Here is a 24,877-nt window from a genome sequence, read left to right on the forward strand (position 1 = left end):
GCAGCACATTTCTTCGTCTCTACCCATAGCCATGTGGCGATGCAGCGTGAATAATCCCCTCTGAACCATGTGGCAGCCCATGTGCTGCTGTCTCTGTATGACAAACCGGGGATGGGCTTTGTCTTCTTTCTTGCGATTTAAAACTCTGTGGCGTGGCTACAGCCTGTATGTGCTGATGATTCTCGCCGTTGTATTACTGGTGCTGGCCGAGCCTGTCAGTGGTGAATGGCTGCGTTTTGACCGCATGGCGGTGGACGGCGGTCAATGGTGGCGACTGTTGACCGCCAGTTGGGTGCATCTGTCCTGGCAGCATGCGCTGGGGAATGTCGCCGGCGTTGCTTTGTTTGCATACATTGCCGGTCCTTCACTGAATTCCAGGCGTGGTCTGTTATTGCTGTGTTGGTGTGTGGCGTTTGTCGGCTGCGGGTTGTATCTGTTTGCCCCTGATCTGTACCGCTATGCCGGGCTTTCTGGGGCTTTACATGGCTTGCTGCTGGTTGCTCCTTTTGTTTCTCATTATTACGGTCGCCGTATTGCCTGGCTGTTTTTTGTGGTGATCGTGGCGAAAGTCATCTGGGAGCAAACCCCCTGGTATAACGATATGGCGCTGGCGGATGTGATTGGTGGCCGGGTTGAAACCCGCTCACATTTGTTAGGCACGCTGGCCGGGGTCTTTTTTTTGCTGCAGCTGTATTGGCGGCGAGTTGTGTGCCTGAATCCGGGAGATTAACACCATGAATGAGGAATCGGTGCTGACAGGGGGGGATGAAGAAAACCCCTGGCAGATCCGCAGTCAGAAGCAGGTTTATGACAACCCCTGGATTCGGGTCGATGAATACGATGTTATCAACCCGGCCGGTAATCCGGGGATTTATGGCACGGTCAGTTTTAAGAATCGCGCGGTAGGCATTGTTCCGCTGGCTGCTAATGGCGATATCTGGCTGGTGGGCCAGTACCGCTTTCCTTTACGTCAGTATCATTGGGAAATTCCGATGGGGGGCGCGCCTGCGGATGAGCTGCCGCTGGATTGCGCGCGGCGTGAGCTGAAAGAAGAAACCGGGTTGATTGCCAGAGATTTTACCCCGCTGTGTCATTTGCATATGAGTAACTGCATCAGCGATGAAGAAGGCTTTGTCTTTCTCGCTCAGAATCTGACTCAGGCCGACAGTGAGCCGGAAGAAACGGAGGTGCTGAGCATCCGCCGTCTGCCATTTATGGAGGCGCTGGCCATGGTTCTCGATGGTCGCATTACCGATGCGATTACGGTCGCGGCACTGCAGCGCGTTCGCTTGCTGGGGTTGGCCTGAGGGACGGCGCGTATAGCAACAGAGCAATAAAAAAGGCAGCCAGGCTGCCTTTTTTATGGTCTTGCGGTTGCTCTTTCTACCGGACGGAGACCGGTTCAGCCGTTCGCGGCGATCGGCATTTGTTTGTGCGCCTGGCGATACTGAGCCGGGCTCTGATCAATCTCTTTGATAAAGATGCGATCCAGCGTTCGGCGACCTGACAGGCCGATGTTGAGGGCAATCTGCTCAATGCTCTCTTCGGTGTTCACCAGCAAGCGCTTAGCGGTTTCCAGGCGGACGCTGGTAACGATCTGCTTCAGTGACGTTTCTTCACGATGCAGGTGACGGTTCAGCGTGCGGGCACTGATATGGAAGTAATCGGCAACTTCCTGCTGGTTGGCATTCAGACGGATCTTGTTTTGCAGGAAAGCCTTGCGGATACGCTCTGCCAGTGAGCCGGACCGCGCCAGTTTGCGGTACTGTTCTTCCACTTCACGCTTCATCATATTCAGGATGTGCGGGTTGGTGTTGTGAAGACCCTCATCCAGCCACTTGCTGTGGAACTGAATAGAGCACTCATCAGCGTTGAACTGTACTTCGCTGCGCCACTGGGAGCTGTAATGCTCGCTGTACTGAGTGGCCGGGAATGGCAGGGCGATGGTGCTGATGTTCAGCTCTGGCCCGCACAGCTGCCGTAACCAGCTCAGCAGAGTGCTGATAATAATTTCTGTCCGGCGGCGTTGGGTTGAAACAATAAAATTCTCTTCTACCGGAAGTTTCACCTTAATGATGTTGTCGCGGGTACGGGTGACCTGAATTTCCAGTTGATCGCTCAGCAACGAAGAAAATTTTTCGAGGTAATAGAGTGCTTCGCGCAGGGTGTTGCAGCACAAAAACAAATGCTGCAGCTGGCAGCTGCTGTGAACGTTGAATTTGTGCGATGACTGTACACACAGCGACTCGTCATTGCTGCGTTTCACCAGGTGGCTGATTAATTCGTCCGCATCTTCCGCGTTGATACGGCTGTCCGGGTCTTTCAGCTGTTTGAGTACGCGTTGAATAGCACCGGTTGCACTCTCCGGCAGCTGATCAAAAAACGTCGGGCCTGCAGCTTCCAGCAAAGGACGAACCAATGCGGTGGATACGTAACCTTGTTCCATGTTCATAGGCGTCTAATCTGATTCGGTTTTTGTTTTTTAACCTTACTCAATAGCAAGTGGTATGCCACTGACAGGTTGGTAAAAAGAGCAGGCATTATGGTAATAGAATGTGACCAAATTTGTCATGTGTTACCGTAGGTAACAGAGGGCTGGCACTTATCTACCCGAGCCCCCATTCTGGTCTAATGAGAAAGGTTATATTGTGACGAGTCTAACAATTATTGGCATAAACCTACCCGGAACAGGGTTTTTTTAGCATTTTCTTGTCCGGGCAGGGTAAGGAACTGGTACAGCAGTTCGCTTTTTCAGAATTCGTACTGGGCACCGAGTGTGATTAATTGAAAGCGAACCCGATTAAATTCTTTACTATCCAGCGCCGTTGTCTCTAATTCGGCGCGAATTGCCAGATCGGGAAGGGCGCGCCATAAGAATCCACCACCACTGATTTGGTCTATTGCGGATGTTTGTTTGCTATTGACGATCCGGCGGCTGATGGTTTTGTCCTGGAATGCTTTGATTTCAACAGTGTCATAATCGGCGAACCAAAGATTTGCACCGGTCTTCAGAAAGAAGTCGATATCGTCCGTTAATGAGAAACGATAACGGAAGGTGATCAAAAAACTCTGTGGTCGGGCATTGGCAAAGCCGGTGTAGGTCGCGAACGACTGGCGGTTGTTTGCCGGGTCCGTAGCATCAGTAATGGCATTGGTACGGACGACAGTACCATGCTTGGCATTTCTGAACTTAGGCGGCGTATCGTCATCGACATCGGTAAAGTCGGCTTTGGGGTCGTCATAACTGGCCTCACCAATATCCATGATGCCGAACTCCAGAGCCAAACGATCGGTAATATTCGGGCCAAACGTGAGTTTGATGGTGTTGCCGAAGGAATCCATATCCTGGGAGTCGGTAATACCGCCCTGCAGGCCAACGAATCCGCCTTCTGCCTGTGCGGCAGGGGATAACAGAGATAAACCGAACAGAGAGCTTAACGCCAGCGAAGCCAGCATGCGGCCGTGTAAGGGCTTGCAGGAAGATGAGGCCATAGTGAGGGAATCCATTTTTTATAGTTTTACTGATCAATGTGAACAGAGATTATCTTGTTATTGTATGTGCAGGGTCGCCAGCTGCCGCTGTTCGTACCTGACGTCTGCCGCATAATACCAGTCACTGCTTCAATATAAAGCCACTCTTAGGCCTCTTTACGTTGATAGGTTCATGCGGGCTGCGGCAGGCGCGACCGTCAGGAAACTGAGCGGACATAAATGGCTGTTTAGCGGCCATTGTCTGAAATTCCGCCGCTGCTAGGGTTTGTTTCTGGAGAATATCGGCAAATTTGTCAGTAAGTCTTTCGCCGCACACGCTGATATCGGAAGATAAGATGATAATGAGCTTTATTTTCCGTTAGATTTTGCTATCGTTTATGAAAATCAATTCTTAAAACTACGGTTAATATGACAATTCGAGGTGTAAATTCTCCCGCTAAGCCACAGACTTGGCTGGGGGAAAACGGCATTGTCTATCACGACCTTCATGGCTTCAGTCATCTGACGATTGATCTTGTACGTTATATGCACAATGCCCGCGGACGAATTGCGGGGCGGCGTAAGCGACCGGTATTGATACTGGGTCAGGATATCCTCACGGTGGATTTTGAGGTTCAGTTGTTTGCCTCTCATCCGGATCTTCTGCGCTCTACCAGTGCACTGGCGGTGGTTGGTAATTCTTTTATGCTGCGTCATCTGACGTCGATGTTTCTCAGCTATCACGCGCCGGTCTATCCGGTGCAGCGCTTTGATCTGCGTGACGAGGCTGAGGGCTGGTTAACGGGTATTATCGATCAGACTCAACATGGCTGAGCCTGATCGCTCTTGCGTGTGTTCAGATCTTTTCTATACGTCCTTTCATGTGAACTTTCTCGCCTTTAATGCTGCGTAACTCAAAGTCGATTCCTGCCTTTACTGCTGGTTCGCTGCTCAGGGTTTCGTGCAGGTTGTAATTCAGTTCGACCGTGGATGGCAGAAAAACCGGCAGTTTGAATTCTGTTGTCAGCCGGCAGACGTCACTACCGAGCAAAGGTTGTAAGGCTGCCGCCGTCCGGGCTTTGCTCCACATACCATGAGCTATATGGCTCTTGAAGCCGAACAGTCTGGCGGATAAGGCATACAGGTGAATGGGGTTGGAGTCGCCTGAGACACGGGCGTAGCGACGGCCGAGATTGCTGTTCAGAGTCCAGCGTTCTGCGGTGGTAAAGCTGGCCAGAGGGGCACGTTCTTTTTTGGGCCCGCGCGGCGTATCACTGCGCATCCGCGCCAGGTTGGTACTGACCGACTCCCAGACCAGTTCACCACCGATGGTGACTTCGGTACGGATATCAAATTCCAGGCCTTTGTCGGTGCGACTGCTGCCTGAAAAGTGGCAGCGGATGTCGAGCTTTTCCTCCTGGCGGATGGCGCGGTACTGAGTGACTTCATTGCGGATATGCACCAGCCCCATCAGGGCCAGAGGGAAGTGTTTGTGCAGCATCAGCTCCATATGCAACGGAAAGGCCAATACGTGTGGATAGGTCAGCGGCAGCAGGGAGTTATGGCTGCTGAAACCGCAGACAGCGGCATAAGCCGCCACCCGCTCAGGCCGGGCTTTAACGCCAACCAGCAGGGCTTCGATATCCGGCATGTGCAGGTCGCGTTGACTGGCACCGCGGGCCAGCAGTGCGCGGGCGTATTGGCTCAGAGTTCCCGGAGTCGCACTGAATTGCATGCGTATTGCTTGAGTCATAGCCACGGAGTCCTTATGAATATTCTGATCAGACAGGGGTGAGAGCGCTGAGTATAGAGGCCTGCCGGGAGCGACCATTGGCGCTGCCTCTCCGCACTCTGCGTCAGTTTGGTCAATAGGACTTGCAGCGGCCTGTTTATCTGGCAGAATTCGCCAACACTCATCAGGAATTTCAACGACTTATGTCCGGTGGAATGACAGAACTGCGTGACTCTGGCGTTATGATCCAGCTGGCCCATCAGGCCATGCTGAAGATGGGGCTGGATGTAGATGCGGTGTTTGCACGTTTGGGCGTTACTCCTGAGCTGTTGGCAGACCGTAACATCCGTACTCCGCATGAAGCTCAGCTGATCTTCTGGCATGTCTTGCAGGAAGTCAGTAACGATGCCGATATTGGCCTGCATCTCGGTGAACACATGCCCGTATACAAAGGGCAGGTGCTGCAATACCTGTTTTTATCCAGCCCCACTTTTGGTGAAGGTCTGAAACGAGCGCTTAATTATCAGCGCCTGCTCAGTGACGCTTCTCAGGCCAGTACCGGTATTGAAGGCGAGCAGGCGTACATTCTGGTGGAGAGCTCCAGTGACCGTGTTGCCGGCTTGCGTCACCTGAATGAATGCATGGCGCTTGGGTTGATCCGCTTTTTCCGTTATGTCACTGATGATGCCTTTGTGCCTTCCTGCGTTCACTTCAGCCATGAACAGCCGGCAGACAGCCGCGAGCATGAGCGCATCTTCGCTTGTCCGGTGCTGTTCCAGCAGGAAGATAACCGTATTTATTTCAATACTCAGCTGTTGGATATGCCGTCTTCTCATGCTGAGCCGGAATTGCTGCAGTTGCATGAAAAGCTGGCCATTGAGCACGTGGCCAAGCTGGAGCGGCAGGATATCGTGACCCGTGTGTATAAAGTTTTTGGTGAAATACTGGAGACCGGCCAGGTCAATCTGGAAGATGTTGCCGAGCGGCTGGATATCAAATCGCGAACGTTACGGACCCGTCTGGCAGAAGCGGGTACTAACTTCAATCAATTGCTGGCGGATTATCGTTGCAACCTGGCTAAGCGTTTGTTGTCGGGAACCAATGAAAGTATTGATGAAATTGTCTACCTCACTGGGTTTTCCGAACCCAGCACGTTCTATCGGGCGTTTAAACGCTGGACCAGTCAAACCCCGGTTGAATACCGCAATCAGCGTCGCCAGTCATAATTTCTTCTTAATTTACGCGCAAACGTGGGGGAATCGTCCCCGCGCTGCGGGTGATCTTTGACTTATCATCATCATAGTGTTCATTTTTTGATCTGGTTTTTTCAGTGAGTCTGAGCCATTGTGGGCTTGGAATGGCTGAATCACTATGCGTGAGTCTTGCCGGGATTCAGAAATTCCCCCAGTTTCTATTCGGAGGATTTTTTATGAGCCAGATGCAAAAGTTATCGCTGATTCAACCGCTGGTTGAGCATTTGATGCAGACTCAGGACGTGAGTGAGTGGCGTCAGGCGTTGCTGAATCAGGGGATCATGAATAAAGAAGAAGTGATCAGTCTGGATCAGAGTGCGCTGCATGCCGCCTATAAAACGCTGAAAACCATGCAGCTTTTGCATGAACACCCGGATCACATCATGAATGAAATTGAGCGCAATAAAGTCTGTTGGAAGCTCGATTTTGGTTATGAGTACCATCAGGGAGCCGTTTGCTACTGATGCTCTGAGCGCCGGTTTTCACAGTCTGTTAGCGTAAAACACAAAGCCTGCCAGTCGCGGGCTTTTTTTGTTTACTGACTAAACTGTCACAGGACTTAACTTCCGGCGACAGCCGCCGATAACTAACAGAACGGCAACACAGTCTGAGCGGAGGCTTTATGGCAATCACAATTTCCCCCTCGCAATACCGGAACTACGGCACTCAGGGTCAGGAGGGGAGCAAAAAAGCGGCTACTGAGCCGGCCACCGCTGCCAAGCAGAGCGCTGCTGCGCAATCTCTGGCGAAAGCCATGCCCGGTGTTGTGCAACTGGATAAGAAGCAAAGCCCGGAAGATACGGCCGCCGCCATTCTGCGCCATGTGGAAAATGGTATTAATCAGCTGCGTACTCAGGGAGCCGATCAGAGCCGTATTGATCAGCGTCTGCAGGCCGCGCGTGAAGGTATTGCCAAAGGATATGCTCAGGCCACCGAAATGCTCGATGGTATGGGCTTGCTGGACGACGAATTAAAAAATCAGATTGCCGCCGGACGCCAGATGGTGGATGACGGTCTGGATCAGCTCTCTAAACCGGCAGAGCAGGCGTCGGCGTTGATGACCAGCAACAGCTCATTGCGCGTGGCGAATGAGCTTTCATTGCAGGTACTCACTCAGGAAGGTGATCGGGTAACGGTCCGCTTTTCTCAGGGCAGCAGTCTCAGCACTTCCATAAATAAAGATAACAGTGGCAATTCGGCGTTCAGCCTGCAGGCTTCGGCTCAGCAAAACTGGAGTATGGAAGTGAATGGTAATCTGAGTGAGGCTGAACGTTCGGCGCTGTCAGGTTTGTTTGACGATGTGCAGTCGCTGAGTGAGCGTTTTTTTGCCGGTGATATTGGCAGCGCACTCGAACAGGCAATGGATCTTGGCTTTGATGGCAGTCAGCTGGCATCAATGAGTCTGAATCTGACGCAGCAGACGGTGGCAACATCAACCAAAGCCTATTCCAGGGTGCAGCCTCAACTGCCAACGCCAGAGCTTGAATCAATGAAAGCCCCATTGGCTTCTTATGTCGATGCCTACATGGCCGCACTGGATAAAGCCAGTCCGCTGGCCGATGCGCCGCAAACCTTGCAGGATCTGGTGAATGAATTACTGTCAGAAGAAGAGCGCCTACCCGTATGGCAGTCATTCCATGACGGACTGAATTCATTGATTGGCAATAAAGCCTGAGAGACAAAACCTCACTTCATTATTTCTTCAGCGGGGCAGACTTTTTGTCATGCCCCGACGCTAACCGCTATACTCCCGCCTATCTGTTTTTTATTGGAATTGCCTGATGGCTCTGGTTTTATTCGGCACTGAGGGCTGTCATCTCTGCGAGTTGGCGCAGGCCGTTATTATGAATATGGCCGGACAGATAACGGTGGATGTGTATCTCGAAGACATTGTCGACACCGAAGGTTTGGTGGAGCGTTATGGTCTGCGCATTCCGGTACTTCTGAATGACAACAACGGGGCTGAACTTGATTGGCCTTTTGATGAAGCACAGCTGCTGCAGTGGCTGGCATTAAGCGCTGCGGCAGCAGCCGAATCTGACATTATTTCTGAATAAAGGATGACGAGCATGCGGATTTTTTCTGGACTTTTATTGGCTTCACTGGCGCTTTTACAAGGGTGCTCCAGTACTCAGCTTTCGCCCACCGGAGAAGCGGTTTATTACGCACTGCAGACCGATACCACATTGCGCACCTGGGTAGATTCCTGCGAAGACGTCAGCGCCAAAGCCAAGCAGGCGGCTTATACCGCTAAGCAAAACTGGTGGCAGCGTAACGGTGCGTTTGTTGAAAGTGCGGATTTTGGGCTGGCCTACGATATTATTCATGTCACCGATGAGCGTAACGAAACCGGTGCGCGTATGGCAATGGCTCTGACCTGGCAGGTGGTTGAGACCGCCGAGGCAGAGGTTCAGGAATTACTCAATGCCAGTGGTGATAAAGAAGACCTCTGTCTGCGGGTACTGTCACAATACAATCAGGGAGAGCGTGATTTACGCAGCCAGGATAAGGTGTACGACTCTTTGGTTAACCTGCAGCGCCGCCTGCAACGGGACGGCACCGATCTGAATCTGAAACGGGCATCTATTGAGCAGAAAACAGGGAAAGTGTATGGCCGTTCTTTTTATGTTGTGGAAAAAATGGCGAAACGCAATGGTTGTGCCGGCGCTGAAGTTCATTTGTTAAAAAATGCCTGGCCGCACGAAGTCTACGATGCACGCTGCCCGGATAACAGCTATTTGCTGGTGCGTTGTGAGTGGGGGAACTGTCTGGTAACAGACTGAGAGGGGATCAGGAAATATGAAAAAGAGCCGCAATACGGCTCTTTTTTTATGTGCGTTTTTTATGTGTTGTTTTTATGCGTTACTCCAGCGCCAGCAGGGCGCGATTTTTATCCAGAATAACCTGACCAATGCCTTTTACCTGGGTGATGTCATCCAGAGATTTAAACTGACCGTGTTGTTTACGGTAAAGAATAATGGCTTCGGCTTTCGCTTTGCCAATGCCGTCAAGCTGGCTGAGTTGCTCCGCGGTGGCGGTATTGATATTCACGGCTTTGACTTCTGTGCCGGTAGTGGCAGGCGCTTCGGCTGCTTGTACGCTGAGGACGCCCAGAGTCAGACAGGCAGAAAGGATGATGTGCTTGATCCATTGCATAGTGTTCTCTCCTTGAGATGGGAGTATTGAACATAACAACGAATATTTTGCGGAAAAATCCGGGAAAAGTATCAAATTAGCCGATACTTTTCCCAGACATTGGTGTGACTCAGGCTTTGTCGGCTTTCTTTGCCGGAGCTTTTTTCTTGTCGTGCTCAACCCATTTATTGTCGACAAAATACGCCGACCAATTGGTCGCCTTGCCATCATGCTCACTCATTACATACTGCTCTTTGGTTTTGCGGCTGTAACGGATAATAGCTGGATTGCCTTCCGGGTCCTGACGCGGAGCGTCGAGCAGGAAGTGGTATTTTTGTGGCAGTTCAGCCTGATGTGGCAGCAACTCTTCAACCAAAGGTGCACGTGTTTCGCGTTTTTTCGGAAACTGGCTGGCGGCCAGGAATAAGCCTGTGGCACCGTCACGCAGAACGTAAGTGTCGTCTACTTTCAGACATTTCAGCTCCGGCATGGCAATAGGGTCCATTTTCGGCGGTGCTGCTTCGCCACTCTTCAGCAATTTCCGGGTGTTCTTACATTCGCTGTTGGTACAGCCAAAGTATTTGCCAAATCGACCGGATTTCAGCTGCATTTCGCTGCCGCATTTATCGCATTCGAGTGTTGGGCCATCATAGCCTTTAATCTTGAACTGTCCGGTTTCTACGGCAAACCCGCTGCAATCAGGATTGTTACCACAAATATGAACTTTGCGGGTTTCATCCAGCAAATAGCTTTCCATGGCGTTGTCACAGATAGTGCAGCGGCGCTTGTCCATCAGGCGGCGGCTTTCTGCTTCTTCGTCTTCATCGGCAGAAATCGCTTCATCACCGGGCACCAGATTCAGCGTCTGTGTACAGCGCTCTTTGGGCGGCAGGCTGTAACCGGAACAGCCGAGAAACACACCGGTAGAGCCTGTGCGGATCTGCATATGGCGGCCACAGGTTGGGCAAGCGATGTCTGTATCAACCGGATCATTCGGACGCATGCCATTTTCGCCATCAGCGATTTCCAGTTTTTGCTGGAAGCCCTGATAAAACTCATCCAGGACGTCGGTCCAGTTGATATCACCTTCAGCAATATGATCGAGTTTCTCTTCCATGCTGGCGGTAAAGCCGAAGTCCATCAGATCATCGAAGTTCTCAACCAGACGACTGGTAACAATATCGCCCATTTTTTCGGCGTAAAAACGGCGGCCTTTCAGGCTGACGTAACCCCGTTCCTGAATCGTGGAAATAATAGAGGCATAAGTCGAAGGACGGCCGATACCGCGTTTTTCCAGCTCTTTAACCAAGGCCGCTTCTGAAAAGCGCGGAGCGGGTTTGGTGAAATGCTGCTTCGGCTCCAGTTCAACCAGCTGCAGTGTGTCGCCTTCGCTGACATCCGGCAGCAGTACGTCATCTTCGCCTTTACCCATGGCGGCCAGCACTTTCAGGTGACCATCAAAGCGCATAACGCGACCGCGGGTTTTCAGCTCAAATTCACCGGCTTTAACGGTGATGCTGGTGCTGGTGAATTGTGCGTCTTTGATCTGACAAGCGACAAAACGTCGCCAGATCAGATCGTATAAACGTTGCGCATCGGGCTCCATTGAGCTGAGATCGGTTGCGCGCAGGCGAACGTCGGAAGGACGGATCGCTTCGTGCGCTTCCTGAGCGCCTTCTTTGCTGCTGTAGCTGCGAGGCTCGTCCGGCAGGTACTGCTCGCCCAATTTATCGCTGATGTAGTCGCGTAAGTTACTGACGGCTTCCTGACTCAGATTGGTCGAGTCGGTACGCATATACGTGATGTAACCGGCTTCATACAGACGCTGCGCCAGGGTCATGGTTTTCTTGACGCTGAAGCTCAGGCGTGTGCTTGCGGCTTGTTGCAGCGTTGATGTAATAAAAGGCGCGGCAGGTTTGGAGCTGGTCGGTTTATCTTCGCGTTTGAGAACGTTGTAGCTGTGACCGCGCAGGGCAGACACGGCCGACATGGTGTCTTGTTCGTTGACCGGGCGGAATTCATTACCGTTCTGGCGTGTGACCTGAGCGCGTAACGCTTCACCGCCGGGAGTGCTGAGGTCGGCAAAGGTTTCCCAGTATTCTTCCGGAATAAACGCACGGATTTCACGTTCGCGCTCAACAATTAAGCGTACCGCAACCGATTGCACACGACCTGCGGATAAGCCGCGGGCCACTTTGCTCCACAGCAGTGGCGATACCATAAAGCCAACAACGCGATCAAGGAAACGACGCGCCTGCTGAGCATTAACACGATTCATATTAAGTTCGGAGGGTTGTTCGAACGCGCTCTGAATCGCTTTCTTGGTAATCTCGTTAAAGACTACGCGGCGGTATTGTTTTTTGTCGTCGCCAATAATCTCACGAAGGTGCCAGGCGATGGCTTCTCCTTCGCGGTCCAAATCCGTTGCGAGATAGATTTGATCGGCATCTTTGGCCAATCGTTGCAGTTCTTCAACCACCTTTTCTTTACCCGGCAGGATCTGATAATTGGCCGCCCAGTTTTTTTCCGGGTTAACGCCCATGCGTCCTATCAGCTGCTCGCGCGATTTTTTCTTTTTGTACTCGGCCTTGGCTTCGGGGGACATCTTGCGGGTAAGAGCGGCCTGCTTGGCACGCTCCTTAGGATCGCTGGGCTGTCCTGAGCCAGAGGTTGGCAGGTCGCGTACGTGACCCACGCTGGACTTAACAATAAAGTCCTTGCCCAGGTATTTATTGATGGTTTTAGCCTTTGCAGGCGATTCCACGATAACCAGCGATTTGCCCATATTCCTTTGATTAACCCTTTCTTGTTGATATAGCCAGGCGCACAGAAGGCGACACTTTATAGGTACACCGGGGGGGGTGGTCAAGCTTCTCTCGCCGTCAGTGTCTTGTAATGCTCTCCGGCAGAGCGGTGAAACGTTGCTAAACTTGTCACCAGAGTATGACGATACAGATGCCACCGGGGGCCTTGAAAACAAGGCTGTTGTTTAGGAATAGCATAGATTGCGGGGAACAGTTTTTTATGTCGGCGATTGGTTTGATAGTAGCCATTGCTCTGCCGGTTGCGTTGATTTTGTTCGGACTGGTGATGGCAGGACGCAGACAACAGGCGCAGCAAGCCCAGCGTTTGCAGGCCCGTGCCGTAAAACAGGGAGCGGATGATCTGCTGGAAGCGCTGGAGTTTCTGATTCTCGTCGATAACTTTAAAGAAGTGCAGCTGGCCATTCTGGAGCGGGTAGAGCAGCTGTACGTTGTTTATCAGGAAGCACTGCCGAAAAAAGACGGTGCCGGCGAAGCGGCTGAAGAGCCATTTGATGCCGAACCATACCGGCGAAAAATTGATGAAGGTAAGGGAAATCGCCGGGTATTAAAAAGCGATCGTGAAATTCGTTATGCGCGGCGTCAGTTTGGCCGGGTGCTGAAAGCGTTGAATGTAATGGCGCGAAAACGGCTGATTTCTGAAACCGCCATGATGGAATATCGCCGCTATTTGCGCCTGACGTTACTGGAAAAAGAGGTTGATACCTATACCGCTCAGGGCGATGTGGCGGCCGGGCGCGGGGATGTGATTACCGCCACCAACTATTATAAAGCCGCGAAGAAAATTCTGATTGAATTTGACCTGCAATATCCGGAAAAGAATCAGCGCATCCGTGATCTGACCCAGCGTACTGCGTCTTTATATAGTGGTGGTGACAAGAAAGAGGACAACCTGTCGCAGGCGCTGTCGAAGGAAATAAAAGACGAGCACGATCCTTTTGGTATTCCCACCAACCCGGCAGCATCGGAGAAACGTAAATTCTGATGTCGCAGTTATCCTGAACGTCCTTTTTGCGGGTCGTAAAATGTCAGATTGCCGCATTCTGATATTCCCGCAACATACTGATATTCATAAGAAAAAACGAAATGTGATATTTGTCACACAATAGGCATTCCGCTTTGGGTGGCGGAAACTGACCTGTTAGGCATCATGACTTTTCATTAGTGTGTCTGACAATCGGACTTTGCAGTAACCCGCTGATCGCAGTCGGCAACCACTCAGATATCACGAACAGAGACGCAAGTATGAGTATCCAGGAAGCCGTGTTAATCCTGCATGAACATGAGGTTGTTGAAGCTTATTGGCTGGCGGATTTTGAGCGTCTTGTTCGTCAGCAAACACCGCTGCAGCATGCGGTTGAAAACAAGGTTCAGGCGGCGTATCTGCAGATTGGTAGTCATCGTTCGGCCGAGGCGCTGGTACTGTTTGAGGCGCCGGTCAAACACTCGGTGATCGATGCTCGCTGGTATATGCCATTACGCCGTCTGGCCGACAGTGCCGGGCGTGGTCCGAATATGGGCGCCGGTCGTATTCGCCTGGCTTGCCGAAGTCAGTGCTCCATCAGTTGGCATGCGGACTCGTTGTGGGAACCGGTCACATCCGATTTTATGGCCATCCGTAAAGCATTACGTGGTAATACGCTGCGCGATCAGGCGCCGCTAACCGAACGTGATCTGTGGCCACAGGAGCGTGTCTCTGCAGTGGAGCGGGTCAGTGCCGGTGCCGGCAGTCTGCTGGCTAAAAAACACAGCGATCCGGAAGTGGAAGATCTTAAGCGCACTCTGCGTAACGAGATGGAAGCTTATCGGCGCCAGTTACAACAGCTGCAGCAGGAAATTGAACGGCAGAAAAGTCTGAACGAAAAACTCGGGCGTCAGGCCGGGGCATCCGGTGAGACTGAGCTGGAAGAGTTACGTCAGGTTCATCGCAACGAAATGGCGGCCCATGCCGCAGAAATTGAAACCCTTACGCGGGTGCTGGAGCAGGAGCGTCAGGAAGCGGAACGTCTGCGTCAGGCGTTGAATGAAAGCCGTCCGCAATCTCAGTCAGCACTGAGTAATGAAGAGGCGCTGCGTTTAAAAGAAGAAGTAGCGACCTTGCGTCAGTACCTTGACAGTGCCGAAGAACAGAGTGCAGAGCGTTTTGTCGGCCGTCTCGACGGCCTCGAAGCGGTGTTGGTGGCTTTCCACCCCGGTGTCGGACATCTGACCATCAGTCCGGCACATATGCTGCGCTATGCCGACAATCCTCTGGCATACGCCGCGCAGAAATGCTTTGTCAGTGAAGATATTTACCGCCGCTGGCTGGATCATTATGACGATCCGCACTGCCAGCAATGCAAGGCGGAAATTCCCCGCATAGAACATCCGCGTGAGTTTGATCACGACCTCAATGCCTACTGCAAGCTTCACCGCCAGCTGCATCTTGCCGGCAGTTGACGTGTCTGTGGCAGACAGTTCTGAATTTGACTGGCCCGGATTTGAGTGGCCCGGATTTGAGTGGCCCGGATTTGAGTGGCCAGAGCTGGCCAGTCTGATTCAGCCGCTACCGGCATTCATTGCACCCGCCTTACTGGAGCAGCCCTTGCTGAATTCGGCTGCCCCCGACATTCTGCGGCTCGATCTGCTGCATCCTAATATTTCCGGCAACAAAGCCTTTAAGCTGGCTGGGTTTCTGCCGCGCTTCAGAGAATCCGGCCGCGGCGCGTTGCTGAGTTTTGGTGGACCGTATTCCAATCACCTGCATGCGCTGGCTGCTCTCGGGCAGGCACTGAATACTGCGGTGATTGCGGTAGTGCGCGGCTATGAACACTTGCCGCTGACGGCTACGTTGCAGGATTGTCAGAGCTGGGGGGCTAAGCTGGTTTTCGCCGATAAAAAAACTTATGCCCGCCGTTATGATCTGCAATGGCAGCAGGAGCTGGCTCAGCAATACGATGCCTTTGTGATTCCTGAGGGCGGCGCAGGTGATGCCGGAGCACTGGAGTGCCGGCATCTGGCACCATTGTGCGCCGGCTATGATCAGGTCTGGCTGGCGGTTGGTAGCGGCACCACGGCGCTGGGGGTCGCCAAAGGGCTGCGTGAATTCAATATTGATTGCGAGCTGATCGGCGTGAATGCGGTGGCGGATCAGGGCGAGCGTTTGCGGGCCTGGCAACAGGCGATGCCGGCGGATGTACGCTGGCGCCTGCTGGATGAGGCCCATCTTGGGGGATTCGGCCGCACTTCGCCGGAGCTGCTGGCACTGATTGAACGCTATGACCGCCAGAATCTGCCACTGGACCCGGTGTATACCGCCAAGCTGATGCTGGCCTTTGAACAGGAGTTGGTGACTGAATCTGTGAACGCCCGGGCTTTACTGGTACACAGCGGCGGCTTGCAGGGCCGGCGCGGTTATTCGCTCTGATCATTCTCGCTTTTATCTGTTTCAGCCCAGTTTCACCGGCAGATTCTTATGGGTGCCGTTGTGTGGCCAGTCATCGGGCATAATCAGCCAGCGCTGCTGTTCGGCCCAGCCATATTGGCCTTCTTCTGTCTGTATCACGCAGCAGGGATAGGTCAGGTGACGGAAATGCGTGCGCAGGTACTCAAGTAACTCCTCCCGGCCAATACTGAAAGTCGTCAGCGCCGGGCTCAGCCACTGTGGTTTGGCCAATACATACCAGCGCCCCTTGGGCAGATAGTCGGCGGCCTGCTGGGCATGACACCAGTGTCCGCGCCAGTGGTGGGCCGACACTTCCGCTGGCAGGCAGGCCTGATACGCCGGATTGGCCGGGTAAAACAGACAGCCGCGCATCACCGCCAGACTGGCCTGCGGCTGCCAGTTCAATTCTGACAGTTGCTGCTGAGTTTGCGGATTCTGCCGCATGGGCAGCTGATGTTCATGGGTATGGCGGATTTTGCGGGCCAGCAGGTCGGCGCGGTTGGGGCCGACCCAGTGCTGGCCCTGTTCGTTGCCGTAGCCAAGATAAAACTTCAGAGCCAGCTCCAGATGCCATTGCTGTTGTTCGTTATCCAGCAGCAGATCCAGCTCACCGAGGGTTTTTCCCTGATCAATAATCTGCACATTGGCCAGAAAGCGGATGCCGCTGAGTTGCAGATATTGCTGCCATAACTGTTCAAAAATAAGTCCCAGTCGCGGGCTGTTGAAGTCCGGAGCCAGATTGCTCAGTTGCTCTGCCAGCGGCTGCCATTGATCGGGCAGCCAGGGTTGCTTAGCCGGGCTCCAGTCGCAGTCGAGCAGGGGCGGGCCGAACAGGCTCCAGATCAGGTCACGCTGATGCTGGCCGGGCAGGGCGAAGTAGGAATGATCAGCGGCAAACAAGCGTTTTTAACTCCTCTGTGATATAAAACAGGCCATTCATTTGTGGCGCTGCTGTTGCAGTAACACACCACATCATCCACCAGGGTTGCCAGGTCGCAGTAATGGAAGAGTTTCGTAATATCGGCATGATCGGCCGTCTGAACAGCAATAAAGTGATTGAGACGGTCAAGCGTCTGTCCCGTTATCTGATCGATGAAGGCTACCACGTTATTCTCGATGACCGCATTGCCGAAGTGATGCCGGGTCATGGCATGCAGGTCAGTAATGTGAACCTGCTCGGTGAGATCTGTGATCTGGTGATTGTGGTCGGTGGCGACGGCAGCCTGCTGGGTGCCGCCCGTGCGCTGGCGCGTTTTAATACGCCGGTGTTGGGGATTAACCGTGGCCGTCTGGGCTTTCTGACCGATATCAGTCCGGACGAAACCATGTTGGATGCGGTGCAGAATGTACTCAATGGCGAATACGTCAGTGAAATGCGCTTTCTGCTCGATGCCGAAGTAAAGCGCGATGGCAATCCGATTGCCACCGCCGCCGCGTTAAACGACGTGGTGCTGCACCCCGGTAAATCAGCCCGCATGATTGCCTTTGATCTGTGGATTGAAGGCCAGTACGTATACAACCAGCGTTCCGACGGCCTGATTGTATCGACACCAACCGGTTCGACCGCCTATTCGCTGTCCGGTGGTGGCCCGATTATGCATCCGAAACTGGACGCTCTGGTGCTGGTGCCGATGTTCCCGCATACCCTCTCCAGCCGACCGATTGTGGTGGACGGTAAAAGCGAGATTAAAATCGTCATTGATACTGACCTGGACATTTATCCAACCATCAGTTGCGACGGTCAGACGCATATTCCCTGCGCGCCCGGCGATAGTATTACCATTCGCAAAAAAGCCCATAAACTGAAGCTGATTCACCCCAAAGGCCACAATTTCTATGAAATTTGCCGGACTAAACTGGGCTGGAGTAGCAACCTGGGGGATTAAGTATGCACCAGGGTTACGATTTAATCGGTGACATTCACGGCTGTGGCGAAACGCTGATCGAATTGCTGGAGCAGATGGGCTACAGCAAGCGCGGTGGTGTTTATCAACATCCGAAGCGCAAGGTGGTCTTTCTCGGCGATATTGTCGATCGCGGACCGCATATCCGTCTCGCCTGTCATGTGGTGCGCGACATGGTTGATGGTGGTCATGCCGACATTGTTATGGGCAACCATGAATACAATGTGGTGACCTATTGCACCGAAGCGCCACCAGGAATGCGCCAGCCTTTTTTACGGCCGCATACCAAACGCAACAGTTTTATTGTTGAGCAGACGCTGGAACAGTTTGCCAATTATCCGCACGAGTTTAATGAGTTTCTCGACTGGTTTGTCGACCTGCCGCTGTTTCTTGATTATGAGCACTTCCGGGTGGTTCATGCCTGCTGGGATCAGGGCATGATTGATGAGTATTTAATGCGTTACGGTGATAATAAACTGCACCGCAATATGCTGGCCGAATCGGTCAATACCCGTTCTTTTATTTACAAATTTCTTGACCGGATGCTGCGCGGAACGTCGTTAAAATTACCCGACGGCCGCGCCATGACCGCCAAAGATGGCATGGTACGGCAGTTTTTCCGTACCAAGTTCTGGGAAGATGAGCCCGAGCGTTACAGCGATGTGGTGTTTCAACCCGATCCGCTGCCAGACGATATTGAGCATGCCTTGTTGAGTCGTGAAGAGCGTGAACAATTGCTGTTTTACGGCCCGCAGGAAAAACCGCTGTTTATTGGTCATTACTGGATGCAGGGTTTACCTGCGCCCATTGTGCCTAATATCGCCTGTCTTGATTACAGTGCGGTTAAATACGGGCGTCTTGCCGCTTACCGCATGGATACCGAACGCAGCCTGCAACCGGGTAAATTTACCTGGGTACGGGTGGAGAAGAGCGAACGCTGATGGAACCGGTATTAGTTTTGGTCGCACCGGCCGCTGTCGATTTATCCCCCTTAACTCAGCGTTTATGGGCGGAGCGCATTGCCCATCGGGTGATCGAACAGGAAGGGCAGCAGTGTCTGTATCTTGCGGATGCTGGTCATGCGCCGCAGGTTAAGCAGTGGCTTGAAGAATGGCAGGCGGGTCAGATTTCACCGCTACAGCCTGAAGCGGTTGAGCCTAAAATCTGGCACGGGCTGTTGCAGCTTCTGGCCACTCCGTTCAGCACCTTTATTTTATTGTTATTGCCCGCAGTGTTTGCCTGGATGCATTTTTCTGCCGACTGGCAAAACTGGCTGAGCAGCGGGGCTGAACTCTGGCCTGAGCAGCGTTTTAATCTGGCCACATACTGGCAACTGGGGTTTTGGGATTTATGGCGGCCGACACTGCTGCATTTTTCCGTTTTGCATCTGCTGTTTAATTCGCTTTGGTGGTGGATTCTGGCGCGCCGCATTGAACAGCAGGAAGGTTGGCTGCCACTGCTGGTATTGCTGTTGGCCTGCGGTCTGATCGGTAATGTGGTGCAATGGTGGTATGCCGGTCCAGCGTTTGGTGGAATTTCCGGCGTGACGCTGGGATTGCTTGGCTGGGTTGGCTTTCGTCAGCGCCGGCGTAACATCGATTACCAGATTCCCCGTATGTTATTACCGGTGATGGTGGGCTGGCTGCTGCTGACCATCAGCGCTGATACCTTAGTGCCGGGATTATCCGGCACGGCGCACGGAACGTATTTAGGTGGACTGATCTGCGGTTTTATTCTGGCTATAGTCTGGCCGGTAAAAGCAGTGGTCCGTGATACTGACTTTTAAGTAAGAAAAGATCCGCCGTCCGTTTTGGCTGGTCTGGATGAGGTTGCTATGACACTTGAACAACTTATTAAATCTCTGACACCTGAGATCTATCAGAATCTGCGCAGCGCCGTGGAACTGGGACGCTGGCCCGATGGTCGCAAACTGGAAGCTCAGCAACGTGAATTGTGCATGGAAGCCATTATTCATTATGAACAGATTCATGACCTGCCAGCTGAGCAGCGCGTGGGTTATATGGAAGACGCCTGCAAATCGTCCGGTAAGGATGATCACGACGACGTCCAGACGCTGACGCTGCAGTAATTTATGACACAAGTACTGGCCAGTGGCCTGCTCAGTAAAATGGCGCTGCAGCCGGGCAGCAGTAACAGCGAAGTTCAATATCAGCTGGTGCTGGGGGATCAGCGCGTGGATTTAAATCCGCTGATCGGGCGTCACATTGAAATGACCTACAGCGGTGCGATTCATTGCAGTCATTGCGGACGACGTACCAAGACCAGTTTCAGCCAGGGCTATTGTTACCCGTGTTTTACCACGCTGGCGCAATGTGATTCCTGCATGATGAGCCCGGAAAAATGCCACTTTGCGGCGGGCACCTGTCGTGAGCCGGAATGGGCAGAGCAGGTGTGCTTTAACGATCATATTGTCTATCTTGCCAATTCATCCGGCCTTAAAGTCGGCATTACCCGTGCGACGCAAATGCCGGTGCGCTGGCTTGATCAGGGCGCGGCGCAGGCATTACCGATTGCGCGGGTAAAAAACCGGCGCTTATCTGGGTTGGTTGAAGATTTGCTGCGCTCACAGGTGGCCGATAAAACCAACTGGCGCACGCTGCTGAAAGGTCCGGCAGCAGAGCTGGATCTTGCACTTGAACGTGATCGCTTGCTGAATGAATTTGCTCAGCCACTGGCTGAGATTGAACAGCGCGAAGGCGTTGGCAGTGTGCAGTTGCTGAACGATGCGGATGTCTGGCAATTTGACTATCCGGTGACTCAGTATCCGACCAAAATCAGCAGTTTTAATTTTGATAAACATCCTCAGGTCAGCGGGCGTCTGCTGGGTCTGAAAGGCCAGTATTTAATATTGGATGGTGGTGTGATTAATTTGCGTAAATTCAGCTCATACCACATTTCATTTGCATTAAAGGATTAAGGGGTTTCCATGCGCGATGCACAGCCAAAAGCCATTTACCTGAAAGACTACCAGCAACCGGACTATTGGATTGAGCGTACCGAACTGACGTTTGAGCTACAGGATGAATATACCCTGGTTACCGCTCAGCTGGATTGTGTGCGCAACGAACAGGCCCAGCCTGGTGCCGCGTTGCTACTGGCCGGGCAGGATCTGGAATTGCTGAGTCTGGTATTGGATGGCCAGCCTTTGACCGCCGGGCAATATGAAACCGGTGAAGAAAGCCTGACCGTGCATGGCCTGCAGGAACGCTCACAGCTGGAAATACAAACCCGCATTTATCCAGCAAAAAATACCGCCCTCGAAGGTCTGTATCGTTCCGGCGGTATGTACTGCACGCAATGTGAAGCTGAAGGCTTCCGCCGTATCACCTATTACCTCGACCGTCCGGATGTGATGTCGGTATTTACCACACACATTATTGCCGATGCCGCGCAATTTCCGGTCTTACTGTCTAACGGTAATCTGGTTGCCGATTGTGTGGACGATGGCTTACATAAAGTGACCTGGCACGATCCGCATAAAAAACCGGCGTACCTGTTTGCATTGGTTGCGGGGGATTTACGCGTTAAAGAAGACCGTTTCACCACCATGAACGGTCGCGATGTCGCGCTGAAAATTTTTGTTGAACCGCAGAATATTGATAAAACCGACTACGCACTCGATGCTTTGAAACGTTCCATGCGCTGGGACGAAGAAACCTACGGTCGTGAATACGATCTGGATATTTTTATGATCGTGGCGGTGGATGATTTCAATATGGGGGCCATGGAAAATAAAGGCCTGAATATTTTTAATTCATCCTGTGTGCTGGCCAACCCGGCGACCGCCACCGATGCTGCCTATCAGCGCATTGAAGCCATTGTCGCCCACGAATATTTTCATAACTGGTCGGGTAACCGCGTCACCTGCCGCGACTGGTTTCAGCTGAGTCTGAAAGAAGGTTTTACGGTTTTCCGTGATGCCTGCTTCTCCGCCGATATGAATTCCGCCACGGTAAAACGCATTGAAGACGCGAACATTATGCGTACCGTGCAGTTTGCCGAAGATGGTGGGCCGATGGCACACCCGGTACAGCCGGATTCTTTTATCGAAATATCCAACTTCTACACCGTGACCATTTATGAGAAAGGTTCAGAGGTGGTGGGGATGCTGCATAAAATTCTCGGAAAAGACGGCTTCCGTAAAGGCTCCGACCTGTATTTCGAGCGCCACGACGGTCAGGCCGTGACGATTTATGATTTTGTACAGGCGATGGAAGATGCAAATCACGTCGATCTGACGCTGTTTAAGCGTTGGTATAAGCAGGCGGGCACGCCGGTGGTGACGGTTAACAGTGAATACGATGCCGACGCACAACAATTGCGCCTGACGCTCAGCCAGCGCTGCCCGGATACGCCGGGACAAAGCAATAAATTAGCACAGTGGATTCCGGTGCAGCTGGGTCTGATTGGCGCCGATGGCCAGGATTTAGCCATTGATGTTGAACCGGCGGCTGCCTGGACCGAAAGCAGCCAGGTGTTGCACCTGACCGAAGCCGAGCAAACCTTTGTCTTTAACGGCATCAGCGAGCAGCCGCGTTTGTCGCTGTTCCGCGATTTTTCTGCGCCGGTAAAAGTTGAGTTTGAACAATCCGCCGACGATCTGTTGTTTTTATTGCAACACGACAGCGACGGTTTTAATCGCTGGGATGCGGGTCAGCGCCTGATGCTGAGCTGGATTAGCGCCGCGCAGCAGGGACGTTTTGAATTACTGCCGCAAGTACGAGATGTGTTTGCCCGCTTGTTGGCCGACGAGTCGCTCGACCCGGCGATGGTGAGTTGTTTACTGACCTTGCCTTCAGAAGCGTATATCGCTGAATTCTCTGCGCAGGTTGACCCGCTGGCAATTCATGCGGCGCGCAAACAGGTGCAGCAAGCGATTGCTGCTTCTCTGGTTAAGGAGTTTTCGGCCTGTTATCAGCGTCTGCAATCGACCGCTGCTTATGCGCCGGTCCCGGCACAAATGTCGGCGCGCAGCCTGAAAAATCTGGCTCTGGCGTATTGGGTCAAAGGCAGTGCCGATGGTCTGGCGCAGGCGGTAAGCCAGTATCGTAGTGCTGATAACATGACCGATCAGATGGCGGCACTGGTCGCTGTTGTGAACAGTGGTGCATCGGCGCAGGCAGAACAATTGTTGGGTGATTTCTACCAGCAGTGGTCGCAGGATGCGCTGGTGGTTAATCAGTGGTTGTCTGTGCAGGCGGGTTCTGCCGAATTGGGTCGTGTGGAATTTATTCAACAACTTCTGGCACATCCGGCGTTCGATTGGCGTAACCCGAATAAGGTACGCTCTGTGTTGGGAGCATTTGCTAACCAGGCGTTGTGTCATTTTCACCGTGAAGACGGCGCCGGTTATCGCTTGTTAGCAGACGCGGTTTTGCGTCTGAATGACAGTAATCCGCAAATTGCAGCGCGTCTGCTGACGCCGCTGACAAAGTGGCGTCGCCTGGTGCCGGAATTATCGGAGTTGATGAAAGCCGAGTTGCAACGCATTATGCAGCATGACGCTTTATCCAAAGATGTGTATGAGGTTGTCAGCAAGAGTTTGATTTGAGCATCGCTGCAAGTTTCTTTATTCTTGCTTCGGGGAAGAATGCCGCACTCTGCGGTGTAGTTGAGGTCGCATAATGAAAAAAAATAAGTGGATAGCGGCTGGTGCATTGGCGTTGGCATTGGTAATGCCAGCGGCGATGGCGGCAGTATCCGTCAAAGAAGCGGATCGCCTGAAAGGGGAACTGACACCGCTGGGAGCTGAGCGCGCGGGTAATAACGGTGATATTCCACCCTGGCGCGGTGGTTTGGGTCTGCCGCCGGTGGGCTATAACAAATCCGGCCAGCACCATATTGATCCGTATGCTAAAGATAAACCGCTGTTTGTCATCACAGCCGCCAATATGAAACAGTATGCGGAGTACCTGACGCCGGGTCAGCAAGCGTTATTTAAGGTCTATCCTGATACCTTTAAAATGCCGGTGTATAAGACCCGTCGTACTGCCGCTGCGCCTGACTGGGTGTACGAAAATACCTACAAAAATGCCATTCGTGCCGAGCTGAATAAAGGCGGCAACGGTCTGATGTACGCCTATGGCGGCATTCCTTTTCCGCTGGCTAAAAACGGCCTGGAAGCTATCTGGAACCACGTAACCCGCTGGCGTGGTATTTATTTAACCCGCCGGGCTTCTGAAATTGCTGTGCATGTTGATGGTGATTTCTCGCTGGTGACGGTACAGCAGGAAGTTGAATTTAACTTCTATCGCCGTGATAAAAACATCGAAGACCTGAACAATATTCTGTTCTATTACCTGTCGTTCACCAAAGCTCCTGCACGTCTGGCCGGTGGTGCGGTATTGGTTCATGAAACCCTGAACCAGGTGGATGAGGCCCGTCAGGCCTGGGGTTATAACGCGGGTCAGCGTCGTGTTCGTCGTGCGCCTAACCTGGCGTACGATACTCCGATTGCTGCCGCTGATGGTCTGCGTTACGCCGATGACACCGACATGTATAACGGCGCGCCGGATCGTTACAACTGGAAGCTGCTGGGTAAAAAGGAAATCTATATTCCTTATAACAGCTACAAACTGAGCTCGAATAAAGTCAGCTATCAGGATCTGATCAAGCCCGGCCACCTCAATCCGGATTATACCCGCTATGAAAAGCACCGCGTGTGGGTGGTTGAGGCAACGTTAAAAGAAGGCATGCGTCATGTGTATCACAAGCGTGTGTTCTATCTGGACGAAGATACCTGGGGTATTGCCGTGGCCGACCAATACGATTCGGCCGGTGATCTCTGGCGCGTGAATATGGCGTACATGAAAAACTACTATGAGGTGCCGGTCACCTGGACCACCATGGACGTTTTTCATGATCTGAAAGCCAAGCGCTATCACGTGCAGGGCCTGGATAACGAAGAGCAGGGCACAACCGACTTCAGTAATGAGCCACCGGGTGACCGCTACTTTACTCCGGCTGAACTGCGTCGTCGCGGCAAACGCTGATCGCGTCAATGAACGGAGAACGGATGAGTTTTACTCATCCGTTCTGGTATTTAAGGGACTAAAACTGGCTATATTCCCCTTACATTCTGTAACAACTGGACGTTAGTCAATGATAAATCAGTC

24 protein-coding genes are annotated in these 24,877 nt (G+C 52.5%); 18 read left to right on the plus strand and 6 right to left on the minus strand.

All coding sequences use genetic code 11. The features are described 5' to 3' along the window. Positions 1–118 precede the first annotated feature (118 nt). Together rrtA and NYR02_RS18445 are read left to right on the plus strand one after the other, a co-directional pair. The gene (rrtA, locus tag NYR02_RS18440; protein ID WP_260977839.1) at positions 119–730 is read left to right on the plus strand and encodes a rhombosortase; all 612 of its coding nucleotides are present in this window, start codon (positions 119–121) and stop codon (positions 728–730) included. 4 nt (positions 731–734) lie between these two features. Next, the gene (locus NYR02_RS18445) at positions 735–1,307 is read left to right on the plus strand and encodes an NUDIX domain-containing protein (RefSeq protein WP_260977840.1); all 573 of its coding nucleotides are present in this window, start codon (positions 735–737) and stop codon (positions 1,305–1,307) included. Between the two features lie 95 nt (positions 1,308–1,402). On the opposite strand, the gene NYR02_RS18450 is transcribed toward NYR02_RS18445, so the two are convergent. Beyond that, the gene (locus NYR02_RS18450) at positions 1,403–2,452 is read right to left on the minus strand and encodes an AraC family transcriptional regulator (protein ID WP_260977841.1); all 1,050 of its coding nucleotides are present in this window, start codon (positions 2,450–2,452) and stop codon (positions 1,403–1,405) included. Between the two features lie 299 nt (positions 2,453–2,751). Further along, positions 2,752–3,492, minus strand: a complete 741-nt coding sequence (locus tag NYR02_RS18455) for a hypothetical protein (RefSeq protein WP_260977842.1) — start codon at positions 3,490–3,492, stop codon at positions 2,752–2,754. Positions 3,493–3,900: 408 nt separating this feature from the next. Between NYR02_RS18455 and NYR02_RS18460 the strand changes: the two genes are divergently transcribed. Continuing rightward, a complete protein-coding gene (locus NYR02_RS18460; protein ID WP_260977843.1) occupies positions 3,901–4,305 on the plus strand; it encodes a DUF7793 family protein in 405 nt (134 codons plus the stop codon). 22 nt (positions 4,306–4,327) lie between these two features. Here the strand turns inward: NYR02_RS18460 and NYR02_RS18465 are convergent, their stop codons facing one another. Continuing rightward, entirely contained in the window at positions 4,328–5,224 is an 897-nt protein-coding gene (locus NYR02_RS18465; RefSeq protein WP_260977844.1) for a MaoC family dehydratase, read from the minus strand. 182 nt (positions 5,225–5,406) lie between these two features. Here NYR02_RS18465 and NYR02_RS18470 point away from each other — a divergent pair, with 182 nt between their 5' ends. The 5 genes from NYR02_RS18470 (at position 5,407) to NYR02_RS18490 (ending at position 9,239) form a co-directional block, all read left to right on the plus strand. Beyond that, complete coding sequence (locus tag NYR02_RS18470; protein ID WP_260977845.1) at positions 5,407–6,429, plus strand: AraC family transcriptional regulator; 1,023 nt, start codon at positions 5,407–5,409, stop codon at positions 6,427–6,429. Between the two features lie 203 nt (positions 6,430–6,632). Then, a complete protein-coding gene (locus tag NYR02_RS18475; RefSeq protein ID WP_260977846.1) occupies positions 6,633–6,920 on the plus strand; it encodes a hypothetical protein in 288 nt (95 codons plus the stop codon). 158 nt (positions 6,921–7,078) lie between these two features. Next, complete coding sequence (locus tag NYR02_RS18480; protein WP_260977847.1) at positions 7,079–8,131, plus strand: DUF5610 domain-containing protein; 1,053 nt, start codon at positions 7,079–7,081, stop codon at positions 8,129–8,131. A gap of 106 nt (positions 8,132–8,237) precedes the next feature. Further along, positions 8,238–8,513 (plus strand): glutaredoxin family protein, encoded by a 276-nt coding sequence (locus NYR02_RS18485; RefSeq protein WP_260977848.1) that lies wholly within the window; start codon positions 8,238–8,240, stop codon positions 8,511–8,513. A 12-nt stretch (positions 8,514–8,525) separates the two neighbouring features. Beyond that, positions 8,526–9,239 carry a hypothetical protein gene (locus tag NYR02_RS18490; protein WP_260977849.1) on the plus strand — a complete coding sequence of 238 codons (714 nt, stop codon included), beginning with the start codon at positions 8,526–8,528 and terminating at the stop codon, positions 9,237–9,239. Positions 9,240–9,318: 79 nt separating this feature from the next. Here NYR02_RS18490 and NYR02_RS18495 read toward each other — a convergent pair whose 3' ends face one another. After that, positions 9,319–9,612, minus strand: a complete 294-nt coding sequence (locus tag NYR02_RS18495) for a ComEA family DNA-binding protein (protein ID WP_260977850.1) — start codon at positions 9,610–9,612, stop codon at positions 9,319–9,321. Between the two features lie 109 nt (positions 9,613–9,721). After that, positions 9,722–12,376 carry a type I DNA topoisomerase gene (topA, locus tag NYR02_RS18500; RefSeq protein WP_260977851.1) on the minus strand — a complete coding sequence of 885 codons (2,655 nt, stop codon included), beginning with the start codon at positions 12,374–12,376 and terminating at the stop codon, positions 9,722–9,724. A 239-nt stretch (positions 12,377–12,615) separates the two neighbouring features. Here topA and NYR02_RS18505 point away from each other — a divergent pair, with 239 nt between their 5' ends. The 3 genes from NYR02_RS18505 to NYR02_RS18515 all read left to right on the plus strand — a co-directional run bounded on the left by NYR02_RS18505 (position 12,616) and on the right by NYR02_RS18515 (position 15,819). After that, complete coding sequence (locus tag NYR02_RS18505) at positions 12,616–13,398, plus strand: hypothetical protein (RefSeq protein ID WP_260977852.1); 783 nt, start codon at positions 12,616–12,618, stop codon at positions 13,396–13,398. A 260-nt stretch (positions 13,399–13,658) separates the two neighbouring features. After that, positions 13,659–14,852, plus strand: a complete 1,194-nt coding sequence (locus tag NYR02_RS18510; RefSeq protein ID WP_260977853.1) for a hypothetical protein — start codon at positions 13,659–13,661, stop codon at positions 14,850–14,852. Between the two features lie 7 nt (positions 14,853–14,859). Then, the gene (locus NYR02_RS18515; RefSeq protein WP_260977854.1) at positions 14,860–15,819 is read left to right on the plus strand and encodes a 1-aminocyclopropane-1-carboxylate deaminase/D-cysteine desulfhydrase; all 960 of its coding nucleotides are present in this window, start codon (positions 14,860–14,862) and stop codon (positions 15,817–15,819) included. 21 nt (positions 15,820–15,840) lie between these two features. Here the strand turns inward: NYR02_RS18515 and NYR02_RS18520 are convergent, their stop codons facing one another. Then, a complete protein-coding gene (locus NYR02_RS18520) occupies positions 15,841–16,737 on the minus strand; it encodes a DUF1853 family protein (protein ID WP_260977855.1) in 897 nt (298 codons plus the stop codon). A gap of 101 nt (positions 16,738–16,838) precedes the next feature. Between NYR02_RS18520 and NYR02_RS18525 the strand changes: the two genes are divergently transcribed. The 7 genes from NYR02_RS18525 (at position 16,839) to NYR02_RS18555 (ending at position 24,754) form a co-directional block, all read left to right on the plus strand. Then, positions 16,839–17,723, plus strand: a complete 885-nt coding sequence (locus tag NYR02_RS18525; protein ID WP_260977856.1) for an NAD(+) kinase — start codon at positions 16,839–16,841, stop codon at positions 17,721–17,723. Between the two features lie 2 nt (positions 17,724–17,725). Continuing rightward, the gene (locus NYR02_RS18530) at positions 17,726–18,682 is read left to right on the plus strand and encodes a metallophosphoesterase (protein WP_260977857.1); all 957 of its coding nucleotides are present in this window, start codon (positions 17,726–17,728) and stop codon (positions 18,680–18,682) included. Further along, positions 18,682–19,527 (plus strand): rhomboid family intramembrane serine protease, encoded by an 846-nt coding sequence (locus tag NYR02_RS18535; protein ID WP_260977858.1) that lies wholly within the window; start codon positions 18,682–18,684, stop codon positions 19,525–19,527. The genes NYR02_RS18530 and NYR02_RS18535 overlap by 1 nt, the downstream gene beginning before the upstream one ends. Positions 19,528–19,575: 48 nt before the next feature. Beyond that, a complete protein-coding gene (locus tag NYR02_RS18540) occupies positions 19,576–19,830 on the plus strand; it encodes a YeaC family protein (protein ID WP_260977859.1) in 255 nt (84 codons plus the stop codon). 3 nt (positions 19,831–19,833) lie between these two features. Further along, positions 19,834–20,679 carry a DUF2797 domain-containing protein gene (locus NYR02_RS18545; protein ID WP_260977860.1) on the plus strand — a complete coding sequence of 282 codons (846 nt, stop codon included), beginning with the start codon at positions 19,834–19,836 and terminating at the stop codon, positions 20,677–20,679. Positions 20,680–20,688: 9 nt separating this feature from the next. Further along, the gene (pepN, locus tag NYR02_RS18550; RefSeq protein ID WP_260977861.1) at positions 20,689–23,313 is read left to right on the plus strand and encodes an aminopeptidase N; all 2,625 of its coding nucleotides are present in this window, start codon (positions 20,689–20,691) and stop codon (positions 23,311–23,313) included. A gap of 73 nt (positions 23,314–23,386) precedes the next feature. Next, positions 23,387–24,754: a DUF1329 domain-containing protein gene (locus NYR02_RS18555; protein ID WP_260977862.1), complete on the plus strand. Its 1,368-nt coding sequence runs from the start codon at positions 23,387–23,389 to the stop codon at positions 24,752–24,754. Positions 24,755–24,877: the final 123 nt, after the last annotated feature.

Origin of the sequence: Thalassolituus pacificus (assembly GCF_025318105.1) — a bacterium.
GTDB classification, from domain to species: Bacteria; Pseudomonadota; Gammaproteobacteria; order Pseudomonadales; family Oceanobacteraceae; genus Venatoribacter; species Venatoribacter pacificus.